Source organism: Bdellovibrio sp. SBM16 (assembly GCF_056175625.1).
Genome location: NZ_JBJKJG010000011.1, coordinates 1 through 22330 on the forward strand (window position 1 = coordinate 1; position 22330 = coordinate 22330).

General features: G+C 43.7%; 21 protein-coding genes, 2 tRNA genes and 3 rRNA genes. 20 read left to right on the plus strand and 6 right to left on the minus strand.

Annotated elements, in window-relative coordinates; translation table 11 throughout:
• The 7 genes from AC04MM_RS11865 to AC04MM_RS11895 form a co-directional block, all read left to right on the plus strand.
• A 16S ribosomal RNA gene (locus tag AC04MM_RS11865) occupies positions 1-480 on the plus strand; the annotation flags it as partial.
• 109 nt (positions 481-589) lie between these two features.
• Positions 590-666, plus strand: a tRNA-Ile gene (locus AC04MM_RS11870).
• Between the two features lie 212 nt (positions 667-878).
• Positions 879-3807 (plus strand): 23S ribosomal RNA (locus tag AC04MM_RS11875).
• Between the two features lie 71 nt (positions 3808-3878).
• A 5S ribosomal RNA gene (gene rrf, locus AC04MM_RS11880) occupies positions 3879-3995 on the plus strand.
• Between the two features lie 196 nt (positions 3996-4191).
• The gene (locus AC04MM_RS11885) at positions 4192-5379 is read left to right on the plus strand and encodes a hypothetical protein (RefSeq protein ID WP_475380581.1); all 1188 of its coding nucleotides are present in this window, start codon (positions 4192-4194) and stop codon (positions 5377-5379) included.
• Between the two features lie 84 nt (positions 5380-5463).
• On the plus strand, positions 5464-6216 hold the full coding sequence (locus AC04MM_RS11890) for a FliG C-terminal domain-containing protein (RefSeq protein WP_475380582.1): 753 nt from the start codon (positions 5464-5466) through the stop codon (positions 6214-6216).
• Positions 6217-6437: 221 nt separating this feature from the next.
• A tRNA-Pro gene (locus AC04MM_RS11895) sits at positions 6438-6514 on the plus strand.
• Positions 6515-6680: 166 nt separating this feature from the next.
• Here the strand turns inward: AC04MM_RS11895 and AC04MM_RS11900 are convergent.
• Both AC04MM_RS11900 and AC04MM_RS11905 read right to left on the minus strand, forming a co-directional pair.
• A complete protein-coding gene (locus AC04MM_RS11900) occupies positions 6681-8567 on the minus strand; it encodes a hypothetical protein (protein ID WP_475380583.1) in 1887 nt (628 codons plus the stop codon).
• Positions 8568-8725: 158 nt separating this feature from the next.
• Positions 8726-9079, minus strand: a complete 354-nt coding sequence (locus AC04MM_RS11905; RefSeq protein ID WP_475380584.1) for an Hpt domain-containing protein — start codon at positions 9077-9079, stop codon at positions 8726-8728.
• A 95-nt stretch (positions 9080-9174) separates the two neighbouring features.
• Here AC04MM_RS11905 and AC04MM_RS11910 point away from each other — a divergent pair, with 95 nt between their 5' ends.
• Positions 9175-9876: a hypothetical protein gene (locus AC04MM_RS11910; RefSeq protein WP_475380585.1), complete on the plus strand. Its 702-nt coding sequence runs from the start codon at positions 9175-9177 to the stop codon at positions 9874-9876.
• A 3-nt stretch (positions 9877-9879) separates the two neighbouring features.
• Here the strand turns inward: AC04MM_RS11910 and AC04MM_RS11915 are convergent, their stop codons facing one another.
• The gene (locus tag AC04MM_RS11915) at positions 9880-10092 is read right to left on the minus strand and encodes a hypothetical protein (RefSeq protein WP_475380586.1); all 213 of its coding nucleotides are present in this window, start codon (positions 10090-10092) and stop codon (positions 9880-9882) included.
• Positions 10093-10218: 126 nt separating this feature from the next.
• Here AC04MM_RS11915 and AC04MM_RS11920 point away from each other — a divergent pair, with 126 nt between their 5' ends.
• Positions 10219-10659 carry a hypothetical protein gene (locus AC04MM_RS11920; RefSeq protein ID WP_475380587.1) on the plus strand — a complete coding sequence of 147 codons (441 nt, stop codon included), beginning with the start codon at positions 10219-10221 and terminating at the stop codon, positions 10657-10659.
• A 75-nt stretch (positions 10660-10734) separates the two neighbouring features.
• Here the strand turns inward: AC04MM_RS11920 and rpsR are convergent, their stop codons facing one another.
• Positions 10735-11031 carry a 30S ribosomal protein S18 gene (rpsR, locus tag AC04MM_RS11925; protein ID WP_475380588.1) on the minus strand — a complete coding sequence of 99 codons (297 nt, stop codon included), beginning with the start codon at positions 11029-11031 and terminating at the stop codon, positions 10735-10737.
• Between the two features lie 97 nt (positions 11032-11128).
• Here rpsR and rpmB point away from each other — a divergent pair, with 97 nt between their 5' ends.
• The 7 genes from rpmB (at position 11129) to AC04MM_RS11960 (ending at position 16458) form a co-directional block, all read left to right on the plus strand.
• Entirely contained in the window at positions 11129-11422 is a 294-nt protein-coding gene (gene rpmB / locus AC04MM_RS11930; RefSeq protein ID WP_475380589.1) for a 50S ribosomal protein L28, read from the plus strand.
• 14 nt (positions 11423-11436) lie between these two features.
• Positions 11437-11709 (plus strand): 50S ribosomal protein L24, encoded by a 273-nt coding sequence (gene rplX, locus AC04MM_RS11935; protein ID WP_475380590.1) that lies wholly within the window; start codon positions 11437-11439, stop codon positions 11707-11709.
• Between the two features lie 147 nt (positions 11710-11856).
• Positions 11857-12168 (plus strand): hypothetical protein, encoded by a 312-nt coding sequence (locus tag AC04MM_RS11940; RefSeq protein ID WP_475380591.1) that lies wholly within the window; start codon positions 11857-11859, stop codon positions 12166-12168.
• A gap of 1 nt (position 12169) precedes the next feature.
• Entirely contained in the window at positions 12170-12997 is an 828-nt protein-coding gene (locus AC04MM_RS11945; RefSeq protein ID WP_475380592.1) for a nitrilase-related carbon-nitrogen hydrolase, read from the plus strand.
• A 45-nt stretch (positions 12998-13042) separates the two neighbouring features.
• A complete protein-coding gene (locus AC04MM_RS11950) occupies positions 13043-13333 on the plus strand; it encodes a hypothetical protein (RefSeq protein ID WP_475380593.1) in 291 nt (96 codons plus the stop codon).
• A gap of 2 nt (positions 13334-13335) precedes the next feature.
• Complete coding sequence (locus AC04MM_RS11955) at positions 13336-15069, plus strand: electron transfer flavoprotein-ubiquinone oxidoreductase (protein ID WP_475380594.1); 1734 nt, start codon at positions 13336-13338, stop codon at positions 15067-15069.
• Positions 15070-15273: 204 nt separating this feature from the next.
• On the plus strand, positions 15274-16458 hold the full coding sequence (locus AC04MM_RS11960; RefSeq protein ID WP_475380595.1) for a THUMP domain-containing class I SAM-dependent RNA methyltransferase: 1185 nt from the start codon (positions 15274-15276) through the stop codon (positions 16456-16458).
• 56 nt (positions 16459-16514) lie between these two features.
• Here the strand turns inward: AC04MM_RS11960 and AC04MM_RS11965 are convergent, their stop codons facing one another.
• Complete coding sequence (locus AC04MM_RS11965; RefSeq protein ID WP_475380596.1) at positions 16515-16886, minus strand: hypothetical protein; 372 nt, start codon at positions 16884-16886, stop codon at positions 16515-16517.
• Positions 16887-16907: 21 nt separating this feature from the next.
• Positions 16908-17984, minus strand: coding sequence for a UDP-3-O-(3-hydroxymyristoyl)glucosamine N-acyltransferase (lpxD, locus tag AC04MM_RS11970; RefSeq protein ID WP_475380597.1), 1077 nt, complete (start codon positions 17982-17984; stop codon positions 16908-16910).
• Positions 17985-18107: 123 nt separating this feature from the next.
• Between lpxD and AC04MM_RS11975 the strand changes: the two genes are divergently transcribed.
• From AC04MM_RS11975 to AC04MM_RS11990, 4 genes are all read left to right on the plus strand, one after another.
• Entirely contained in the window at positions 18108-18722 is a 615-nt protein-coding gene (locus AC04MM_RS11975; protein WP_475380598.1) for a hypothetical protein, read from the plus strand.
• Positions 18723-18734: 12 nt separating this feature from the next.
• Positions 18735-18956, plus strand: a complete 222-nt coding sequence (gene infA, locus AC04MM_RS11980) for a translation initiation factor IF-1 (protein ID WP_475380599.1) — start codon at positions 18735-18737, stop codon at positions 18954-18956.
• A 62-nt stretch (positions 18957-19018) separates the two neighbouring features.
• Positions 19019-21415 carry a helix-hairpin-helix domain-containing protein gene (locus tag AC04MM_RS11985; RefSeq protein ID WP_475380600.1) on the plus strand — a complete coding sequence of 799 codons (2397 nt, stop codon included), beginning with the start codon at positions 19019-19021 and terminating at the stop codon, positions 21413-21415.
• Between the two features lie 240 nt (positions 21416-21655).
• On the plus strand, positions 21656-22267 hold the full coding sequence (locus AC04MM_RS11990; RefSeq protein ID WP_475380601.1) for a histidine phosphatase family protein: 612 nt from the start codon (positions 21656-21658) through the stop codon (positions 22265-22267).
• The last annotated feature ends 63 nt before the right edge of the window (positions 22268-22330 follow it).

Genomic DNA, 22330 nt, shown 5'->3' on the forward strand with positions numbered 1-22330 from the left:
TCGTCAGCTCGTGTCGTGAGATGTTGGGTTAAGTCCCGCAACGAGCGCAACCCTTACCTTTAGTTGCCAGCATTCAGTTGGGCACTCTAGAGGGACTGCCTGCGTTAAGCAGGAGGAAGGTGGGGATGACGTCAAGTCCTCATGGCCCTTATGCCTAGGGCTACACACGTGCTACAATGGTGGTCACAGAGCGAAGCAAAGCCGCGAGGTGGAGCAAATCGCTTAAAAGCCATCTAAGTTCAGATTGTAGTCTGCAACTCGACTACATGAAGTTGGAATCGCTAGTAATCGCGGATCAGAATGCCGCGGTGAATACGTTCCCGGGCCTTGTACACACCGCCCGTCACACCATGAAAGTTGGTTTTACCAGAAGTCGCTGTGCTAACCGCAAGGAGGTAGGCGCCCAAGGTAAGGTCGATGATTGGGGTGAAGTCGTAACAAGGTAGCCGTAGGGGAACCTGCGGCTGGATCACCTCCTTTCTAAGGATTTTCGAAGTATACAAGTTTAACACTTGAGTAAATACTTCCAATCTTAGGTCAAACCCAAAATCTTTTATTGCTATTTAGTTTTGAATGAACTACTGGTCATGGGCCTGTAGCTCAGTTGGTTAGAGCACACGCTTGATAAGCGTGGGGTCGGAAGTTCGAGTCTTCCCAGGCCCACCAACTAAAGAATTTTTGTTCTTTGACAATTGAATATGTAAACTACGAAACTTCGAAATTTATTTCGAAACGATAGTAGAGTTTTTAAAATACTAAACACATCGTAAAGATGATGTTCAGTAGACTAATAATTAAATTTACAAATTAAGATCGTAAGATCTAGTTTCAGTAGATTGTATTAATTGATTTTTAGCGAGGTTAGATTCATATATAATTTTAAAGCTACTAAGGGTATGCTGGTGAATGCCTTGGCACTGTTAGGCGATGAAAGACGTGGTAAGCTGCGATAAGCTTCGGGGAGTGGCACACACACTTTGATCCGGAGATTTCTGAATGGGGAAACCCTCCTTAAATGGAATCTGCAACTGAATTCATAGGTTGCAGAAGCAAACGATGGGAAGTGAAACATCTCAGTACCATCTGGAAAATAAATCAAACGAGATTACCCGAGTAGTGGCGAGCGAAAGGGTAATAGCCCAAACCCAGTTCATTTTTGAATTGGGGGTTGTAGGACCATAATGTGGGACCTGTTAACATTAGATGAACACTCTGGAAAGTGTGGCAAAACAAGGTGATAGCCCTGTAATCGAAAATGTTAACGGCCCTATTGGTATCCTGAGTACCACCGGACACGTGAAATCCGCTGGGAATCTGGGGGGACCACCCTCCAAGGCTAAATACTAAACAGTGACCGATAGAGGACAAGTACCGTGAGGGAAAGGTGAAAAGAACCCCGAGAGGGGAGTGAAATAGAACCTGAAACCGCATATCTACAAGCAGTAGAAGACCCTTATGTGGTCGACTGCGTACCTTTTGCATAATGAGTCAGCGAGTTATCTTTGCAGGCAAGGTTAAGCCGTTGAAGGTGGAGCCGTAGCGAAAGCGAGTCTGAATAGGGCGTTAGTCTGTAGGGATAGACCCGAAACCCAGTGATCTAATCATGGCCAGGCTGAAGCGAGGGTAACACCTCGTGGAGGGCCGAACTAGTTGGTGTTGAAAAACCTTTGGATGAGCTGTGATTAGGGGTGAAAGGCCAATCAAACTGGGTGATAGCTGGTTCTCCCCGAAATATATTTAGGTATAGCTTCAGGTAAATTGTATCACGGAGGTAGAGCACTGAATGGGCTAGGGGTCTTTACCAGATTACCAAACCCAAATAAACTCCGAATGCCGTTGATATGTACCCTGGAAGGCAGACGTAGGGTGATAAGGTCATACGTCGAGAGGGAAAGAGCCCAGACCATCGGCTAAGGTCCCTAAATGCATGCTAAGTGGAAAACGTTGTAGAGTTACTGTGACAACTAGGAGGTTGGCTTAGAAGCAGCAATCCTTTAAAGAAAGCGTAATAGCTCACTAGTCTAGTGACTCCGCGCGGAAGATATAACGGGGCTAAGCATGTTACCGAAGCCATGGCTTTGTAGCAATACAAGGGGTAGGGGAGCGTTCGAGTGTAGGCTGAAGGTTGACCGTGAGGACAGCTGGACGAACTCGAAGTGATCATGCTGACATAAGTAGCGTTGAACTCAGGTGAAAAACCTGGGCGCCGAAAACTCAAGGGTTCCTGGGCAAGGATAATCCTCCCAGGGTTAGTCGGGACCTAAGATGAGGCCAATTGGCGTAATCGATGGACATACGGTTAATATTCCGTAACTGATACATGATTGGTATAGCAATGACAGTGTAGGTACATACGGCCCCTTATTGGATTGGGGTGTAAGGCTGTAGGAGGTCAGGTAGTTAAGTACGCCTGGCGTAACTCTGAGAGCTGAATGCGAGGGATTTATCCCGGAAGCGTATCGAGCCATGCATTCAAGAAAAGTTGCGATATTTTAATGTATTACCCGTACCGTAAACCGACTCAGGTGAGTGGGATGAATAATCTAAGGCGATGAGGTGAATCTTGGTTAAGGAACTCGGCAACTTAACACCGTAACTTCGGGAAAAGGTGTGCCCCAGAAGGTGTAGGGATTTACTCCTGAAGCCATTTGGGGTCGCAGAGAGTTGGGAGTAGCGACTGTTTATCAAAAACACAGGCATGTGCAAAGTCTCAAGACGAAGTATACGTGCTGACGCCTGCCCGGTGCTGGAAGGTTAAGAGGATTGGTCAACGCAAGTGAAGCCGAGAATCGAAGCCCCAGTAAACGGCGGCCGTAACTATAACGGTCCTAAGGTAGCGAAATTCCTTGTCGGGTAAGTTCCGACCTGCACGAATGGCGTAACGACTTCTCCGGTGTCTCAACCAAGGGCCTCGCGAAATTGAATTCTCGGTGAAAATGCCGGGTACCCGCAGAAAGACGGAAAGACCCCGTGAACCTTTACTGTAGCTTGACAGTGATTTTAGAGTTTTCATGTGTAGGATAGGTGGGAGCCTTTGAAGCCAGGTCGCTAGACCTGGTGGAGGCGTCCTTGAAATACCACCCTTGAAAACTTTGAAATCTAACCTGCCCCTTTTATCGAGGGGAGGGACACTGTCTGGTGGGCAGTTTGACTGGGGCGGTCGCCTCCCAAAAAGTAACGGAGGCGCGCGATGGTCCCCTCAGCCTGATTGGAAACCAGGCGTCGAGTGCATTGGCATAAGGGGGCTTGACTGCGAGACTTACAAGTCGAGCAGGTGCGAAAGCAGGCCAAAGTGATCCGGTGGTCCCGCGTGGAAGGGCCATCGCTCAACGGATAAAAGGTACTCCGGGGATAACAGGCTTATTCCATCCAAGAGTCCATATCGACGATGGAGTTTGGCACCTCGATGTCGGCTCATCACATCCTGGGGCTGGAGCAGGTCCCAAGGGTTTGGCTGTTCGCCAATTAAAGTGGTACGCGAGCTGGGTTCAGAACGTCGTGAGACAGTTTGGTCCTTATCTTCTGTGGGCGAAAGAAATTTGAGTAGACCTGTCCTTAGTACGAGAGGACCGGGATGGACGTACCTCTGGTGTTCCTGTTGTTCTGCCAAGAGCAATGCAGGGTAGCTATGTACGGAATAGATAACCGCTGAAAGCATCTAAGCGGGAAGCTAACTACAAGATAAGATTTCTCTGGGGCTTCGGCCCCCTAAAGACCCCTCGGAGACTACGAGGTTGATAGGAATAAAGTGTAATTACAGTAATGTATTCAGCTTATATTTACTAATAGGTCGTGAGGCTTTTTTAAAATAATTCTTCGGTCTTTAATGACCAAATTTCGAATCTAACATAATCGCTAAAAATCAATTAATACAATTTGCTGGTGTCTATAGCAGAGAGGTCACACCTGATCCCATTCCGAACTCAGAAGTTAAGCTCTCTTGCGGCGATGGTATTGCACGCGTAAGTGTGTGAGAGAGTAGCACGATGCCAGCTCTATTTTTAAACCCCGAGTAGGAAACTATTCGGGGTTTTTTTTTGCCCAAAATCTGTTTTTTGTTTGGTTGCAATGCGCTTTTTGAGCCTATGTCTAATCGTTAGACAGGCTCATTTTGAGCTACCCCCTTTATATTTCATTTTAATAAAAGTTTAACGGGCACTTTATTTGTAACAAGTCAGGTAGAGGTGTTCTATGAAACTGAAACAACTTTACTATGCTCATGTCTTTTTGTTGTCGGCCTTGGGCTCAGTTATAGCTTGTTCCCCAACTAAGTTTTCTCCAGCAGTTGCCAAAAATGCAGATTGCACGGCGGGATGTGTGGTTGATCCTAGCGGTACACAGAAGTGGGATGAATTACATAAGGTTGGAACCGGAAAAGTTGATATCTTATTTGTTAATGATAACTCAGCTTCTATGTCTGTGATTCAGCATCGAATGGCGCAAGCTTTTGGTGGTTTTATCGAGCGCCTTGATGCTCGTGAAATTGATTATAAAATTGCGATGACTACAACAGACGCAACAACGTTATCATCAACACCATTAGTTTCGTTTGGCAATGGAACTACGTTCTTATCTAAGAGTGATTCTAATCGCGTAGCTTTATTTAATGGTGCTATTGTTAGAACTGAAACAACGACTTGCGAGAATTTTATTAAATCTTCGTATCACACGTATGGTCCTAGTTTTCAGAACACGCAATATTATAGAGACAATTATAATAGCAAATGTGCATCCGGTGATGAGCGTGGTATTTTAACGGCGAATCATGTTTTAACTAACAATACAGGCAATTTTGTTCGCGATGATGCTCACTTAAATGTAATTTTGATCTCGAATGAAGATGTGCGCAGCGGAAATTCAGGTTCTTTTACGGCCGAAGACCGTGCTTCAACATTTACTTCATTAATTAATACCAAATATTCTGGTAAATATTGGGAGTTTAACTCAATCATTACAAAAGATGCGGTTTGTGCCCAAACACAAAAGTCACAATTTAGAACAGCGTCTGGCCAGGAAATCAAAGATCAAAGCGGTAATTACGTTATTGGCGCCAACCCAGGTATTGAATATGCCGCTTTATCAGCGTCAGCTTCGCAAGATATCGATGGTAACGCGCAACCTCGTGGTCAAATCATTGATATTTGCCAGACAAATTATTCAAATCACTTCAATAATATGGCAGCGAAAGTTGCAGACTCAGCAAGACGTTTTAATTTAAAATGTTCTCCGGCTGCAGCTCCGGTTGTAGAAGTAGCAAATAATCCGACAGCAACGGTTCCATACACTTGGAATGGCGATCACATTGTCTTTAACCGTGGTTCAGAAGGTATCAATGTGCGTGTTAAGTACAACTGCCCAAGCACAGGTGGAGTGCAGTAATCTAAACAGATTGCTGACATACGTTACGTAAACTAAGCCAAATTCGAACAAAGAGCGTCTTAACATGAGACGCTCTTTTTCTTTGTGAACAATTCTTCAAAAATCTTAGTAAAAAGATTCAAATTCACCCAGTCAACAGCCGATCATTTATTCACTATGGCAATGGTAGACAGATACAAAAAATCCGGTGGTTTTATTCAATTATTACAAGTTATCGAAACTTGTGGTCCTAAAAAGCGCGAACAATTTATGAAAATCATAAATGAAGAAACGCCGAAATGGGGCGAAGCAATTCAGGCTAAAATGCTTAGCTTTGAAAGAATTCTTTCATGGAAACCTGAAGGAATTATGGAAATTACGGCTCAAGTAAATCCACTGGCATTCGGTACAGCTTTAAAATCTTTGCCGCAGGAAAAATTTGATGAATTTGCCGCGAAGCTCGGCCCAAATGAAAGACGTAAGTTCGAACAAATGTATAAAGAAGGATCGCCGGCGCCGAACGAAATTTCTGCATGCTTGATGAAAGTAATTAATGAAACACGTTTGTTATTTGCTTCTGGAACTTTAAAATTTGATAAGATCGATCCAGATCTGGCAATTCCTGATGAGTTTGAAAGTAAACTTGAAAAAGGTGGCAGTAGTTCGTCGGGTGGAAACCGCACGGCAGATGAGGTGGCCAAAGAAGCTGCGGCCTCAACAGGTATCCAGTTAGGTAACCCTAACGAGGTCGATTCATTGCGCCGTAAAATCGTAGAACTTAATTCGGTGGTGGCGGCACTTAAGCGTGACAACATCATGATGAAAGACAAACTGGATAAAATTAAGAAAATTGCTTAAAATTAGGTCCATAGTGACTTTGTCTAAAAGGAGGCTCCATGCCTCCTTTTTGCGTTTTAAGGGCAGGAAAGCCGTATTAAACGGCAATACGCCGGCAGCGCCAGCCCATTCGCTGACAAATCGGCTCTGACTTCATTTTTTTCTGGTCTTTTCCGCGCTTTTACAGCGAATGATTTGACAATTCGAGTCCAGAAGGATTAATTTGTTCCTCTACAAACAGTCGGGGCGTAGCGCAGTCTGGTAGCGCATCTGGTTTGGGACCAGAGGGTCGCGAGTTCGAATCCCGCCGCCCCGACCAATTTTACTTTCTCGTAAAATTGAAAAAAAGCTTAATCAAATTACTTATTCGCAAATTTTAAATAGGCTCTAAACGATAAAAGTAATTCGTTTCAGTTAAATGCTATCGCACTAAGTTTGAGTCTCTTTAACTTTTCTTAGCGGCTGATTTTTTTGGTCAGTGATTATTATTTTCTTAAACGCAATTTTTTACGTAAATACAGGCCGAACAAACTTTTAGAGTATGTATGTTCAAGGGCATTCTCACTCAGTGTGTTTGAGCTTTCGGCAACGCGTAACGAAATAATAAACGACACTGACAGGTTCAATAGCCCGGTTGCAATCACGCCTAAAATAGCGAGGTAAATTTCAAGATGAGAAAACACATCTAATCCCAGGGTGTAAATCGCCGCAGCGATATTACCCGAGGATAGGGTGACGTGACGGACATCAATCGGTAAACCAAGAAAGTCTCCGAATACAGGCACGATACCCAGGATAAAACCCAGGACGGCATTACCGCAAAGTGCCCCGAAGTTATTTTTTAAAAACATGGCCCATTTACGTTTTTTTGCCGGCGAAAGAAATGACAATACTTTCGGGGAACTTAAAATAAGCTCGTCGAATTTATAAACTCGGAAAAAGTTATCCGCCGCGCCCGAAACAAATGTCGAAAACCATAAAAAATATCCGGTTAAAAAAGCATAGAATGGCGTAAAACTAAAAACCGACATCGAAGCGATCTGCGCCTGAGCTTTTTCGGGTGTCATAAAGTTCTGGCCAAAGGCTAAAGTTGATAAATAAGAAAAGATAAGTACTGTCGGTATGACAAGGCCTACATTGCCTAACACCGCCCAGAATTGCGACTTAAAGACCGCATCGATCTCATCAAGAATCTGGGCTTTGGTGAGCTTTTGCCATTGATAAGTTAAATGCGCAGCAATAGCTGCGGGCTGCTTCGTCGCCAGTGAAAAACCTAACAGGTAAATGGCGATGAAGCTGATCGCATAACTTAACCCGTGCAGAAATCCCATAAAAAACGGGGCCACGGATAAGTACGAGGATAATGTCTTAATAACTACGGTAAAGCCGGTAATGAAGCCACCGCCGCAGGCACTGTAAAATAAATTAGTCACGGCCTGTCGGGTACGTCCAACATAGTGATCTCCAGTTTCGGCACTGGTCAGGGACACTACTTCGATCAACTGACTGCTATAATGAAAAAACTGGAATTTTAACGAATAAAAGTTTTTTCTTTCAGCAAGGATAGGTACCAGTGATTTTAAGTTAAAGCCTTCATATAACCTGATGAGGTGATCAATTCTCTGAATTCGGGATTTGATTTTTTTAATGCGGAAAAGCGAGTTAAGGCTTACGCCGGTTTCACGAAAATTTTCGATTGTTTTTTCGATCATCGCCAGATTGTTGGCGTTTAACTGTTTTAATGCCGGAATATCCTTAATTTCGGACAGATTAACCACCTGCAGTACCTTTACGAAATCTGAAGAAAACTTCTCCGATGACTGCATCTTGAAAATTGACGAATAAATGTCAGACATATTCTTGCTGGAAAGAATATATATCGCCCGGACCAGTGAGGCTTGAGTCTCTGAATACAGAAAAGAAATTTTATCGTCTGGAAAAAATGAAAGTATTTTGATTAAGCGGGAAGTATCAAAATGTCGGTAATCTTCTAATTCAATATCCAGTTGCAGGGCTTCATCGACCAGATGTGAAACTTCGAACCCCTGAGGCGGTGATGATAGAAATTTTTGGTTAAAGGCCCAGATTAGTTCCTGAATAAAAGAGTCCGACTCACCACTGAACGTATGTATCCAGATTGAATCAAGTTGCACATGTTCGATGAACACCATCCAGCGCTGCACGAAAACTTCACGAAACTGAGTGTTGTTGTCCAAGAGGTGGGAAAGGTAATCCAGTTTTTGATCGAGGGTAGCCTTCTCGTTAGTGGTAAAAAACCACGTGATAAACAGAGTGTACCAATTCCAATCCCATTTCTGACTTTGGTGTTTGCCGAGTGTTATTAAATCGGCCAAGGTGACTTTTTGAGACATGCTTAAATTATAAATAAAAATAATTTATGATTCACGTTAATTTTAATTTTTTCACGGATTAAAGTTTTTATTCTGCTTGTCACGAGACTGTAATTGACTTTGGCAGTCAAAGTTTTTGCAAATATCTGTGAAGCAAATGTAAAAAGGACAAAGTATTATTATCTATTATTAACAATTTCGGCAAGCTCGAGACTGACCTGTTTGAATTCGTAGTCTAAGGTTTGGCTCAAGGCTTTGGCCTGATCTAATTTTTTTGCTTGTCCCATTTTTTCTAATTGCAAGCATATCTCTGAGAGTTGAAGTGCCCCCATGTTGCCTGAGCTTGATTTTAAACTGTGGGCTTTTTCCTGTAAGGTTTCCGGATCATTTGCGGCAATGGCTGCGTGCATGTCGGCGATCAATGCCGTTGAGGACGACATAAAGACAGTATGCAGTTCGACCAAGAGTTCTATTCCGCCGAGTGCCCTTAGGTTTTCGATCACATCTGCATTTAAGCTTTTTGTCTGCGCCATAGAAGCATTAGATCGCAAGATTAAACAAGGGTCATGCGAATTCTTCTTAACATCTGGGCTTTACCATAAGCGAAATTTTAGTCACAATAATACCTATGTCGAAGTTAGATGATGCAATTGCAAATATGCCACGCCCATTACTGGTGTTTCTCGTGTTAGCGGGAGCGTTGGCTTTTATAGTTTCGCAAAATCCATTGTCAGACGGTTGCGAGGTAGAGGTTAGTAATTTTACCCGCGACACAGAGGTTTTTCTTAAGGGCGCCAGAAACTCGAAAAAGCTCGCGCAGTATTCGATTTTGAATTACGCCCTGGAAGAGTGCACACAAGGCAGTAGTCAGGGCAGTTGTGAGGCTTACTTTAAAGGTATCAAGCGGGTTGCGGACGCAGCCAGAGTGATTTCACCAAAGTGTTATCCGAAGTTAAAAGAGACACACAGTAATCTCGTCAATGTGTTGGCGACGGGCCTGAAAGTCATGGCCTTGGTGGCCTGGGGCGAAAGACCTCCAGAGGGAATCGGTCAGCGCTTGGGAACACTGACCGAAGGGGATGTTTACGGATTTTGCCGGGCTAAAAACGCCTTAGTGCAGTTGACCAGTCTCGATGAATATAAATCTTTGCGTGCGTCTGTGTATCGCGAGTATCCGGATCGCTGGCCAGAGAGCCTGCCAGTGGAAAAACGAGCTGAGATTGCTCGCCCTCGTGCGCTTCAGTCGACAACCAATCCAACAGGAACTCTAAAAGAGGATGAGGTTTACGAACGTAGTTTGTTTTCGTTGCGCTGTGATCTTTATCAGTAGTCATTATAGACCCGCCAGTTGGATGTAGCGCCATTGTCTGCTGTTATCGGTTTTAACTTCACCCACGAAATATAGATTCGATTCGGTTGTGCTCTGAATAACAAAGCGTGATTTAGATTTTTTGATGATTCGCCACTCGACCGGCTGTAAGCCGAACTCGCGTAAGCCTAACTGTAAGCTCATCAGCTGTGTTTTGATCGGTAGTAAGTTGAACATTTTATCCCCCTGTTTTTTTTCGTGTGCTTATCTGCAACGTCTTGTTGCTGGGGTATATTGCAAGAACAGATGACAACCTCTGGGCCATGGCTTTACGATATATTGTATCTGAGAAGAGGTGGATCCATGATTTCGGAAAAGTTCCAAAAAATAGGATGGTTGAGTGCTCTAGCTAAGGTGTTTACTTTGGAGTTTCTGCTTCTTTTGCTTTGGATTCCCTGTGTAATTTTTATATTTAAGTATGTCCAGGACCGTAAGCTTGCCGGATTGGTGGCGGGAGCGGGATTTCTGGTGCTGCCGATTTTTAATATCTATCGTGAAAGAAAAAGCACAGCATCGGGAGTGTCGCGACTGACGCGGGTGACAGCGAGTGGATTGTTCTTTTTGCTCTCGGCAATGCCAATATTTTTATTCAGGGTATTTAACTGGGAAAAACGCTTGGAAGAGATCTCGATTTTCGGGATCATGTCAGGCCGTCAGCTCCACAGCTTTTCAAATATTTTGTTTGTCGCGATGATCTTAGTGTATTTCGTAACGAACATTATAGACGCTCGTAGAGCAAAATAAAAAAACGGCGCTTTTTAGGCGCCGTAAGGGATTACAACAACAGGTTGTAAACGTGAGAATTCACTATATCAGATACTAGTACTCAAAAGGAACAGCATTGATAAGTTCTGGACGTGAACTTGTATCGTATGCGTCTGTACCGTTAGGTAATAAGCCTAAAGTACGTGCCTTTTTGATCGCCCCAGCAACTTTCTTTTGTTGAGAAAGGCTTAATTTAGAGATGCGAGCCGGAGTGATTTTACCAGCGTCTGCGATAAAGCGGCTTAAAGAAGCTGGATCTTTATAATCAAAAACGTGGTCGCCAGAGTATTCTGAGCGGTATTTGTTGCGAACTGTTTTACGGTTTTCTTTGCCGTTATTTTCTTTTTCCATTTAAACCTCTTGCCAATTGAAGAATAACTGAATATACCAGAAAACTCGGTTTTGGAAGTACTTTTTGTACTCAAGGTTAAAAAATTAGGAGTAATAAATGAGCCGTTGTGAATTATCAGGCAAATCGCCAGTAGTTAAAAATTTAGTGAGCCACTCGAATATCAAGACTAAATCGACGGCTATGCCAAATGTGCAAAGAAAACGCATATTTAGCAAGACTTTGAACCAGATGGTGCGCCTTTATATGGCAACTAGCACTATCCGTGACATGGAACACACAGGTGGATTTGATAAGTACATCTTAAACCAATGTGATTCTGTTTTATCACAACGCGCTTTAGACGTTAAAGCTCGTATCCGTCGTAAAATGAACAAAGCTAAAAAAGCGTAATATAGGGACTATATATGTTAAAATTAAAAATCAAAAAAGGCGACAAAGTACAAGTTATCGCAGGCAGCGATAAAGGCAAAAAAGGTACTGTATTAGCAGTTAGCCCTACAGCTATGAAAATCAAAGTTGAAGGCGTTAAAGTACAAACTCACTATGATAAAAAAGACGGTCTTCTTAAAAAAGAAGGTTTCATCGATTACTCAAACGTGAAACTTGTAGAAGCTAAAGCAAAAGCTGCTAAAGCTGAGAAAAAAACTACTAAAAAAGCTGCAGCAAAAGCTAAGTAGTTCTTTTTGAGTCATCCGCTAGGGTGAATGTATTGTTTTATAACCGACAGTCTGGGAAGCTCCTTCCCAGACTTGATCTGACCAAGAATCGGTTAATGTCCAGCTGGACCCTTCTGTTTAGTGACCAATCAAAATTTTACTTCGAAAATGAATGATATGCGTCATGCTTTATTCTTTATCAGCTTTGTGTTGTCTTCTGTTGAGCTTTTAGCTGCAGATAAAAATAACCTGTTCGTGGTGTGTGAGCGCCAGCGTGATGTGCGTTGGATCCGCATATATTCATCAAATGATGGTAAATGTAAAACTGTCTACTCTAAAGATGGCTACTCTCAGGTGGTCAGTTCGGCAACTTTTTTCTCATCTTGTGAATCTGTTCTGAATAACGTGAAGAAAAATGTCGAAGGCGGCGGCTTTAAATGCCGTGAAGCAGTCTTGGATCATGTCGTCGAAATAAACTAAAATGAAAATCACGCTAGTGCAGTTAAACTCATCAGACAATGTCTCTAAAAATTTAGAGCAGATTCTGGTTTTGCTGGAGCAACATCTGGCTCGTCAAATAACCACACAGAAAACCCGATTATTTGCTCTGCCGGAGAACAGCTTGTACTTTCGGGTTATCGAGGGTGAAGCTTTAAAGCCTCTGAAGCTGGATGCTCCGGAGATCCAACGTCTGCAGACTTTATGTGATACGCAGGATGTGGATGTGCATTTTACGTCGGCCATGGAAGACCAGGGCAAAGTGTGGAATGCCTCGGTATTATTGAGTCCGAATGAAGCTCCGAAAATTATCTATAAAAAAATTCATCTTTTCGATATTCAGCTTGAAGGACAAAAGGCAATTCGCGAGTCTGACTTTTTCACGCACGGTGAAGAAGTGACCGGTTTTGAGATTGCGGGCGTACGCTTTGGTTCGTCGATCTGTTATGATTTACGTTTTTCTGAATTGTATCAGCAACTGGCCAAAAACCAGGTCGATGTGATTCTGGTGCCGGCGGCCTTTTTAGTTAAAACCGGGCAGGCGCATTGGGAGACGCTTTTACGGGCGCGGGCTATTGAGTCGCAAGCCTACGTTTTGGCTCCGGCGCAAGTCGGTGAGCATAAAACCACCCAGACCGGGAAAACCGCTTCACGCTTTACTTATGGGCACTCTATGGCGGTAGACCCGTGGGGAGCCGTGCTCGAGTGCAAAGCTGAAGGTGTAGGCTGTTTAGATATCGAAATCAGTTTAGACCTAATCCAGTCGGTGCGCCGTCAAATCCCGATGAGCCAGCACAGACGGCTTAAGTAAATTTTATTATTTCCTTTTCATTTAGAAGTAGATAAAATTCAAGGCATGAAAAAATCTACTTCGATCACAAAGAAAAAGCCCTTAATGCGTGCGGTATTAATTGTTTGTTTATCTCTGTTTGCTTTCGGCCTGGTGATGACAATTCATCAAGCGGTGCAGGCGGCAGAGCGTGACGGAGCTGCGCAGTTAGATATGACTGATCTTCAGCTCTTGGAAATCTACCGCGAGAAAAAATATACAGGCGCTTTAGATGAAGAAGAATTAAAAGTAATTGCTGACATTCAAACGTCAAACTCAAAAAAGAAAAAATCTCAAGAATCTGAAGAGGGGTTTTAATTATGGTTTACGATCATTTGCCAGAAGGTGTAACCCGCGACACAATGGAAGTTGATGTTTTGATCGTTGGTGGTGGTGCTGCCGGGCTTTCCTGTGCATACAAAATTGCTTCTGATATCGAAAAACATAACCAGGCTATTGCTGAAGGCAAAATCAATGCTGAGCCAATTCCTGAACAAATGATCGTAGTGCTTGAAAAAGCCAGCGAAGTCGGAGCGCATAGTTTTTCCGGTGCGGTTTTAAAGCCGACGGCGCTGAGAGAGTTAATTCCGAATTACTTAGAGCTTGGTTGTCCGTTAGATTCAGAAGTTAAAAAAGATGCGGTTTATTACTTAGGTAATAACTCTGCTTTTAAATTACCGATCGTTCCGCCGCCGTTTCATAATACCGGCAATTATATTGTGTCGCTTTCTAAATTTAACCGTTGGTTGGCACAACAGTGTGAAGCCAAAGGTATCAATATCTTTCCAGGTTTTGCTGCAGTCGAGGCGCTTTATGAAGGGGACCGTATTGTTGGTGTGCGCACTGGCGATAAAGGCCGTGATAAAGAGGGCAATCCGAAAGCCAATTTTGAACCGGGCTTGATCTTAAAAGCAAAAACAACGATCTTTGCTGAAGGCACGCGCGGAAGTTTATTTAAACAAGTTTCTAAAAAATTAGACCTGCGCGCTGGTAAAAATCCAGAAGTGTTCGAAGAAGGTGTTAAAGAAGTTATTCAGATGCCTGCAGGCACGGTTGAAGCCGGACAGGTTATTCACACGATGGGTTTTCCGCTTAAGAAATCGATCGGTGGTACATTTATCTACACAATTCCGGGTGATAAAATCATCTTAGGCTTGGTGGCGTACTTAGATACGAAAGACCCGTTACTTGATCCACATAAAGAATTACAAAAACTAAAAACACACCCATTTATAGCCAATATGATTAAAGGCGGAAAAGTTGTGGCTTACGGTGGTAAGACACTTCCTGCCGGTGGCTGGTTCTCGATGCCTAAACTTTACGGTGACGGCTGGATGGTGTGCGGTGATTCGGCTTCTATGGTTGATGTGCAAAAGCTTAAAGGGATTCATCTGGCGATGAAATCGGGTATGGCTGCCGCTGAAGCTGCGTTTTTGGCGATTCAAAAGCAAGATTCTTCGCATGAAGTGTTAAAGGCCTACGAAGATAAAGTGCATGCTTCATTCGTTAAATCTGAATTATACCGTGTGAGAAACTTTCACCAAACACTTTCAATGGGTTTTGTGAAATCATTACCGTTCATCGCTTTACAGGAAATCACCGGTGGCCGCGGTTTAGTTGACAACATGAAATGCCATGACGACGCTGAAACAACGGCTTCGGTTAAAGACGTTTGGGGTACCGACGATGCCCTAACTTCAACTGAAGAAAATAAGCTGCCAAAGGCTGATGGCGTTTTGATGTTTGATAAATTAGGAAGTGTTTATCTAACCGGGACCAGTCATGATGAGGATTCGCCAAATCATCTAATCCTTGGGGATGCCAGCATCTGCCGTAACGTCTGTGAGCCGAAATATAAGTCGCCTTGCGTGCAGTTCTGCCCAGCTAGCGTATACGAGATGCTGCCGTCACAGGTAGAGGCCGGCAAGTATGATTTACAAATCAATTATACCAACTGTATCCACTGTAAGACCTGTGATATAAAGTGTCCTACAAAGAATATTGATTGGACAGTTCCCGAAGGCGGGGGCGGTCCGAAATATACGGAGACATAAGCGATATAATCGTTTATATAGCTGTATAGGAACGAAGGCGCTAAGGTTAGCGCCTTCATTTATTTAAGGGCTTTAACATGATGGGGTTTCGCGCAATGCGAATCACTACGCAAGGAAGTTGAAGTTCGTAAAGGATAAAAGGAAATCCTTGGGTCTAAGGCGCTAAGCTGTTCCAGCGTCGTAAGCTCTAAAGTACAAATCACAATGGCACGTTTTTTTGCTTCATGTCCGATTGGCATGGTTGATCTCGTAGAACAAGAATTAAAAGATTTAGGTCTAAAAACCGGTGATAAAACTATCGGTGGCGTATTGTTCGAATCAAACTGGGAAGGCTGTTATAAAGCCAATCTGCACTCTCGTTACGCGAGCCGTATCTTAAAGCCGTTATTAGATTTTAACGCGTACAACGGTGATGATATCTATAATCACGTACGTAAACATGATTTCACAAAATACATTTCGCCGGATCAGACATTAACGATCGATGCAGTTGTTAAAGACTGTTCGATTCCGGATCAGCGCTTTTTAGCGATGAAAACCAAAGATGCGATCGTTGATCAGTTCCGCGATAAGTTCGGTAAACGCCCGGACGTGGCTAAAGATAACCCTTCAATGCGTATTCACATTAAAGGTTATAAAAATAAATACCACATGGCTTTAGATACCTCTGGTAATTCGTTATTCATGCGCGGTTACCGTACGATGACTGGTGAGGCCCCATTAAAAGAAAACCTCGCTGCGGGGCTATTAGGCTTAACTGAGTGGGATCGCAAATCGCCGTTATTGGACGTATTCTGTGGTTCGGGCACGATTTTAATTGAAGCTGCGATGATGGCGGCCAACATGGCGCCGGGCATTCACCGTGAGCATTTTGGTTTTATGAATCTGGCTGATTACAACGAAGATACTTGGTTAAAAGTAGTCAACGAGGCTGAGGCGCAAGAAAAAGAATCGATCGACTTTAAACTGTATGGTTATGACCATGATAAAAAAGTTCTGCAGTTTGCCAAAGATAACGCCCGTAATGCCGGTGTAGGTAAATTTATCGAATTTAAATCAACTTCTATTGCGATCGCGACTCCGCCGGTAGCCGGTGAAGAGAAGGCCGAAGTTAAAGGCACAATTATTTGTAATCCTCCTTATGGCGCGCGTATCGGTGATGAGGATAACTTAAAAGATGTGTACCGCGATTTAGGGTTTACGTTGAAAAATCGCTTTCAAGGTTGGGATGCCTGGATTTTATCAGGCAGCAAAGACTTGTTAGGTGAGATGAAGTTAAAATCAACACGTAAGCATTATTTAATGAACGGCAATATCGAATGCCGCTTCTTAAAATACGAGATGTATTCTGGTTCTAAGCGCACACCGAAAGTTGCGACAGAGCAATAGTCTTTTGATAATCTAAAAATCAAGCGGGCCGACGAGATGTCGGCCCCTAGAGTAACCTACTGAGGCTTATAAACACCAAAGTAAGCGGCAGCAATGAAGATTGCCATCATCAAAAAGTAAAGCGGCCAGCCGATCGTGCCTTTGCGTTTTACCAAAGCGATGATACCACCAAAGATACCCCAGATCGCAAGTTTAACATAGATCCAGAACGGGAAGCCTGCGCCGTGCATGATACCCATGCGCGCTAACAAGCCAAAGCCGCTGACTAACATCAATAATAAACCGATACCGTGAGTAACTAAGGCGAAGGTCTTCACTTTGCCGGCGATTTGGTGGCCAGACCATACCAGAACCAGCATTCCTACCAACCCTGACGTCAGTAAAAAGATTCCTGTTAAGTGAAGAACTTTATAGATTTCGTATGGCATGTGTATTCCTCCTGCCTGTTGTTATTCTTCTAATCCTAAGTGTTTTAGGATTTTGGCCACAGATCTGCGTAATCTCGGCAGACTTTGCTGTGACATCATAATCTTTAAATTTTCTTTTTGATCCAGGTGAGGGTAGCCACCGTACACGCCAGGCTTGTCGATCGAGCTGGTTACGCCGGTACGCGCGGTGAGTACAACATTATCAGCCACGGTTAAGTGACCCAAGACGCCGGCCCCGCCGGCCGCGATAAATTGTTTTCCGATCTTTGTTGAGCCGGCCACAATAAATCCTGCGGTAATCAGGGCGTTTTCGCCGATTTCGCAGTTGTGGGCGATATGAATAAAGTTATCAAATTTAGAACCTTTGCGGATGCGGGTTTCGGTCATCGCCGCTCGGTCGATGGCGCAAAGGGCGCCGAATTCGCAATTGTCTTCAATGATGACATTGCCGATCTGGGCAATTTTATGGTGCTGACCCTGCTTGTCGGTGACAAAACCGTAACCATCAGAGCCAAAGACGTTTTGTGGGCCGACGATACAGTTGTTGCCGATATGGCAGTCGTAACCTACGAACACCTGGGCAGATAGTTTGGTGTTGTGGCCTATGGATGAGCCGTTTTCTAAAACTGATTGTGCGCCGATGATGCAATTATCGCCGATGACCACATTCTTACCGATGACCGCAAAAGCCTCGACGGTAACGTTTTTGCCTAACTTGGCCGTGGGGTCGATGCAGGCCTGTGGGTGAATACCGGTGCTCATCGGCTTGTAGCCGTTAAAAAGTTTTAACACCTCGGCCATCGACATGTGAATATTGGTTGTCGTCCACAGTGATTTGCTTTTATCAAAGGCGTTTTGGATCTGCGGCAACAGTTTTTCGGGAATAATAAACCCGAGCGCATTTTGTTTTATGGCCTGTTGTAACAACTCATCGGTACCGGCAAAAACCAAGCTGGTGGCGGTGGCCGAAGGCGGCGGTGCTACGTCTGAGAATGTATTGGCCTGCGCTTGCACGAGTTTTAGTGACGGGCAAGAGGCGGTAATCGCTGAAGCCTCGACCGACGACATTAGAGGTCTGTGGTTTACCTGTGAATTCATGCCCTTAGAGTAATGCTTTGCAACAGAAAAAGTCAGCATTTTTACTTGTCCGAGACATGGCGCAAGATATACATAAATAGTTGATTAAATAAATAGGACATTATTTTTCATGGAGATTGAGTAATGGCTAAAAAAGCAACTGCATCAAAAAAGGCAGCTAAACCTGCAGCCAAAGTCGCGGCAAAAAAACCGGCAGCGCCAGCAAAAAAAGCGGCACCGGCTAAATCCGCAGCTAAGCCAGCGAAAGTCGCTCCTGCAAAAGCAGCTGCAAAGCCTGCAAAAGCTGCAGTGAAGGCCACTCCCGAGCCGAAAGCGGCCAAACCTGCACTAATGACGAAAAAAGGTGCGGAAAAAGCCACAGAAAAAACCCCAGAAAAAGCCGCAGTAAAGCCGGCAGCTCCGAAAGATCAGGGCGATTTATTAATCGAAAAAGCCAAAGAAGAGATGGCAAATATCAACGCAGCTAAAGTTGCTGCTGAGAAAAACGCTAAAATTAAACCAATCAAAATTGAACGGGGTAATGCCGCTGATGAAAAAGCAAAGTGGCAGGAGCTGAACAAACGCTATGGCAAAGACAAGGCTGTCCCTTACAAAATGACAGAGAGTTTTGACGCTATGAGGCCGCTTCAGCATAAAGTTTTAGGGTGGGGTTTTGTTTTAAGCAACGAAAATAACCGTCTTGAAGTTCTGTTTGAAAACGGAATAAAGATGTTGATTAGTAACTACAAGCCCTCTTAATATAACTTCTGCATGTCAAAAGATGATTTAGTACAATTAGATGGAAAAGTAGTTGATGCTCTGGCCGGCGGCCTTTACAAAGTCGAGCTTGAGACCAACAAAGTTGTCGTTAACGCCAAACTTTGCGGTAAAATGCGCAGATTCAATATTCGCATCGTGGTTGGTGACCGCGTGAGCGTAGGGGTTTCTCCGTACGATCCGACTCATGGTCTAATTATGTATCGTCACAAATAAAATTAAGTTCAATCAAATTAAAGTTCTCCAAGAAATTCAGAGTTATTGTCACAGAGGTTTTTATGGATCAAATGTTAGGTCAGTATTTAGCTCGTTTCGTTCCGGCGGTTCCGTTAAAATCTGCAGCTGCAGTTTTAGAACTTACAGCTGAGGGCGGCACAGTTCCATTCATTGCACGTTACCGTAAAGAAAAAACAGGTAACTTAGACGAGGTTCAAATTCGTGCGGTTATCGAAGCCAACGAAACTTACCAGGAAATCGTTAAGCGTAAAGCGTTTCTGATCAAAGAGATCGGCGAGCAGAAAAACTTAACGCCGGAATTAGAAAAGCGGATCAATCTTTCTTGGGATCTTAATGAGCTTGAAGAGATCTACAAGCCATTCAAGAAAAAGAAAAAAACCAAAGCAACTGTTGCGCGTGATGCGGGTCTTGAGCCTCTGGCTAACTGGATCTGGGATATGGGTCATGGCACAGTTAAAGACACGGCCACGATGGAAGTGAAAGCGAAGTCTTTCTTAAATCCTGACGCGAAAATTGTTACATACGAAGACGCCCTTAAAGGTGCGCAGGATATTATCGTTGAGAAAATTGCCAATGAGGCGACTTTACGCGAAAAAGCAACTCAGAATTACTTTGAAAAAGGTAAAGTCAGTGCCAAAGCGGCAAAAGGTCTTAAGCCGAATTCAAAATATGAAATGTACACAAAAGACTACAGTGATACCGTTAAGAATTTACTGGAAGAAAAAGCTTCACACAGATACATGGCTATGAAGCGTGGCTGGGAAGAAGAAGAGTTAACTGTAGATATCACGGCTGAAGATGACATCTTGTTGATGATGTACGAAAAGTTCGCGACGACAACTCCGGAAAACGCTATTGGCACGTTCTTAAAAGAATCGGCTCGTTTAGCCTTAAATGTTTATGTTATTCCATCTGTTAAAAATGAAGTGCACGCCAAACTTAAAGAAAAATCGGATGAACATGCGATTAAAGTTTTCTCTGAAAACGTGCGCCGAGTTTTATTAGGTTCTCCGTTCGGCCCACGTTGCGTACTAGGGGTCGATCCGGGTCTTCGTACCGGCTGTAAAGTGGCGTTAGTAGATAAAGGCGGTAACTACGTATCTCACACGGTGATGTATACGTTAGGTGACAACGCTGAGCAAATGGCGAAAACACTTATCAACGAAGTGACTAAGCAGATTAAAATTGAAGCGATTGCAGTTGGTAACGGCACTGCGGGCCGTGAGACTGAAATATTCTTAAAGAAAGTTTTAAAAGAAATTGGTAAGGCTGAAATTCCGGTTGTTATGGTAAATGAATCAGGAGCTTCGGTCTACTCGGCTTCTGAAGTGGCGCGCGCTGAATTTCCGGACTTAGATGTTACGGTAAAAGGTGCCATCTCGATTGCCCGCCGTTTACAAGACCCGTTAGCTGAGCTGGTTAAAATCGATCCGAAATCTATCGGCGTTGGCCAATATCAGCATGACGTGAACCAAACTCAACTTAAAAAAGGCCTAGAGGCTGTGGTTGAATCTTGCGTGAACAACGTCGGTGTTGATGTGAATACAGCCTCATCTTCTTTATTATCGCACGTATCCGGTATCGGCCCTGGTTTAGCATCAGCAATAGTTGAGCACAGAAAGAAAAACGGTTTATTCACTGATCGTTCTGAATTAAATAAAGTTCCTAGATTCACAGCTAAAGTATTTGAACAAGCGGCGGGGTTTTTAAGAATTTTAAATGGTAAGGTGTTCCTGGATTCTACGGGCATCCATCCAGAACGTTACTCGGCTGTTCGCGATATGGCGACTGATTTGGGCGTAAATATCAATGAGCTGGTTGGTGAAGGTGCAAAAAAATTATTAGCATCACGTACGAAATGGGCGAAAATTGTCGGTGAGTTTACCTTCGATGATATTTACAAAGAATTAGAAAAACCGGGCCGTGACCCGCGTGACCCATTTAAAGTATTCCAGTTCAAAGAAGATATCTTCGAAGTAAAAGACTTAAAAGAGGGTATGATTTGCCCGGGTATCGTGACTAACGTTACTAACTTTGGTGCGTTCGTTGACATCGGTGTTCACCAGGACGGTTTAGTGCATATCTCTGAACTTGCGCACAAGTTCGTTGAAGATCCGCGTAAAGTTGTTAATCCAGGTGACCAGGTAACTGTTAAGGTTTTAAAAGTCGATTTAGCGAAAAACCAAGTTGCTTTAACTATGAAACTTGAAGCAGCACCTGAGCATAAATCTTTCCGCGATATTAAAGAAGGTACGGCTCAGGGGGGACGTCCACAAGGAAACCGTCCTCAAGGTGATCGTGGTCCTCGCCCTCAAGGCGACCGCGGCCCACGTCCACAAGGTGGTGGATTCGGTGGCGGACAAGGTCGTGATCAGGGTCCTCGTAACGGTGGATTTACAAATAATCCATTTGCGGCATTGTTAACGAATAAAAAATAACTTTAAATAGAAGTATATATTATATGGGTCGGGCTAAACCGACCCGCAAGTAAAGGAAGAAACCATGGCATTAAAAATCGGTGGAAAAAAGAAATCTACTAAAAACAAATCAGCTCGTCACAAATCAAAAAGAATCACGAAGAAAAAACGCATGATCAAAGCTAAGAAAAAATAGTTTCTAGAAAATACTCTGACGGCACGACGCCGTCAGAAGCCTTGCCAGGAAGGTAACTTCGAAATATGAAAACTAAAAATTTGTTTCTTATTCGACATGGTGAAACGGACTGGAATCGTGCTAAGCGATTTCAAGGCCGCACAGATATTCCCCTAAATGACTTGGGGAGGGAACAGGCTCTCGGTTTGTGCCCACGCATGACTGAATTAAAAATCGATTTGGTCATTTCAAGTTCGCTTAATCGCGCTTATGAAACTGCGCTGATTGCAATCCAGGATATTAAACTTCCAATTCAAAAAGATGATCGTCTGCAGGAAACCAATATTGGTGAAGCAGAGGGTCTGACCTACGAAGAAATCACTGAAAAGTGGGGTGCTGGTCACATTGAACGCTGGCGTTCGTACGAAGAGCGTGACCTGGACTTTAGATACCCCAACGGTGAGTCAAAAAGACAGATGATGGTCCGTGTGCGTGAGGCGGTTTTAGATATCGCACAGAACAACATGAACCAAAATATCGCGGTGTTTGCCCACGGTATGGTGATGCGCGCTTTAACGTTTGCGTTTCATCAAGGGGTTGAGTGGGATTTAACCCAGTTTCACAATGGTTCTATCCATCATTTCGTGTGGGATGACAAAAGGCCAGAACACCTGAAATATATTGGTAAAGTGAATTAATAGTTTAAAATATTAGCAGTGTGTTCGTCGAAGACGAACGGAAGTCGTCACGTCGAAGGCGTG

Bases quoted from the DNA above. Each gene is read 5' to 3' on its own strand.
- AC04MM_RS11885 (WP_475380581.1), top strand. From the start codon at position 4,192: ATGAAACTGAAACAACTTTACTATGCTCATGTCTTTTTGTTGTCGGCC.
- AC04MM_RS11900 (WP_475380583.1), bottom strand. From the start codon at position 8,567: ATGTCTCAAAAAGTCACCTTGGCCGATTTAATAACACTCGGCAAACAC.
- AC04MM_RS11905 (WP_475380584.1), bottom strand. From the start codon at position 9,079: ATGGCGCAGACAAAAAGCTTAAATGCAGATGTGATCGAAAACCTAAGG.
- AC04MM_RS11910 (WP_475380585.1), top strand. From the start codon at position 9,175: ATGTCGAAGTTAGATGATGCAATTGCAAATATGCCACGCCCATTACTG.
- AC04MM_RS11915 (WP_475380586.1), bottom strand. From the start codon at position 10,092: ATGTTCAACTTACTACCGATCAAAACACAGCTGATGAGCTTACAGTTA.
- AC04MM_RS11920 (WP_475380587.1), top strand. From the start codon at position 10,219: ATGATTTCGGAAAAGTTCCAAAAAATAGGATGGTTGAGTGCTCTAGCT.
- rpsR (WP_475380588.1), bottom strand. From the start codon at position 11,031: ATGGAAAAAGAAAATAACGGCAAAGAAAACCGTAAAACAGTTCGCAAC.
- rpmB (WP_475380589.1), top strand. From the start codon at position 11,129: ATGAGCCGTTGTGAATTATCAGGCAAATCGCCAGTAGTTAAAAATTTA.
- rplX (WP_475380590.1), top strand. From the start codon at position 11,437: ATGTTAAAATTAAAAATCAAAAAAGGCGACAAAGTACAAGTTATCGCA.
- AC04MM_RS11940 (WP_475380591.1), top strand. From the start codon at position 11,857: ATGAATGATATGCGTCATGCTTTATTCTTTATCAGCTTTGTGTTGTCT.
- AC04MM_RS11945 (WP_475380592.1), top strand. From the start codon at position 12,170: ATGAAAATCACGCTAGTGCAGTTAAACTCATCAGACAATGTCTCTAAA.
- AC04MM_RS11950 (WP_475380593.1), top strand. From the start codon at position 13,043: ATGAAAAAATCTACTTCGATCACAAAGAAAAAGCCCTTAATGCGTGCG.
- AC04MM_RS11955 (WP_475380594.1), top strand. From the start codon at position 13,336: ATGGTTTACGATCATTTGCCAGAAGGTGTAACCCGCGACACAATGGAA.
- AC04MM_RS11960 (WP_475380595.1), top strand. From the start codon at position 15,274: ATGGCACGTTTTTTTGCTTCATGTCCGATTGGCATGGTTGATCTCGTA.
- AC04MM_RS11965 (WP_475380596.1), bottom strand. From the start codon at position 16,886: ATGCCATACGAAATCTATAAAGTTCTTCACTTAACAGGAATCTTTTTA.
- lpxD (WP_475380597.1), bottom strand. From the start codon at position 17,984: ATGAATTCACAGGTAAACCACAGACCTCTAATGTCGTCGGTCGAGGCT.
- AC04MM_RS11975 (WP_475380598.1), top strand. From the start codon at position 18,108: ATGGCTAAAAAAGCAACTGCATCAAAAAAGGCAGCTAAACCTGCAGCC.
- infA (WP_475380599.1), top strand. From the start codon at position 18,735: ATGTCAAAAGATGATTTAGTACAATTAGATGGAAAAGTAGTTGATGCT.
- AC04MM_RS11985 (WP_475380600.1), top strand. From the start codon at position 19,019: ATGGATCAAATGTTAGGTCAGTATTTAGCTCGTTTCGTTCCGGCGGTT.
- AC04MM_RS11990 (WP_475380601.1), top strand. From the start codon at position 21,656: ATGAAAACTAAAAATTTGTTTCTTATTCGACATGGTGAAACGGACTGG.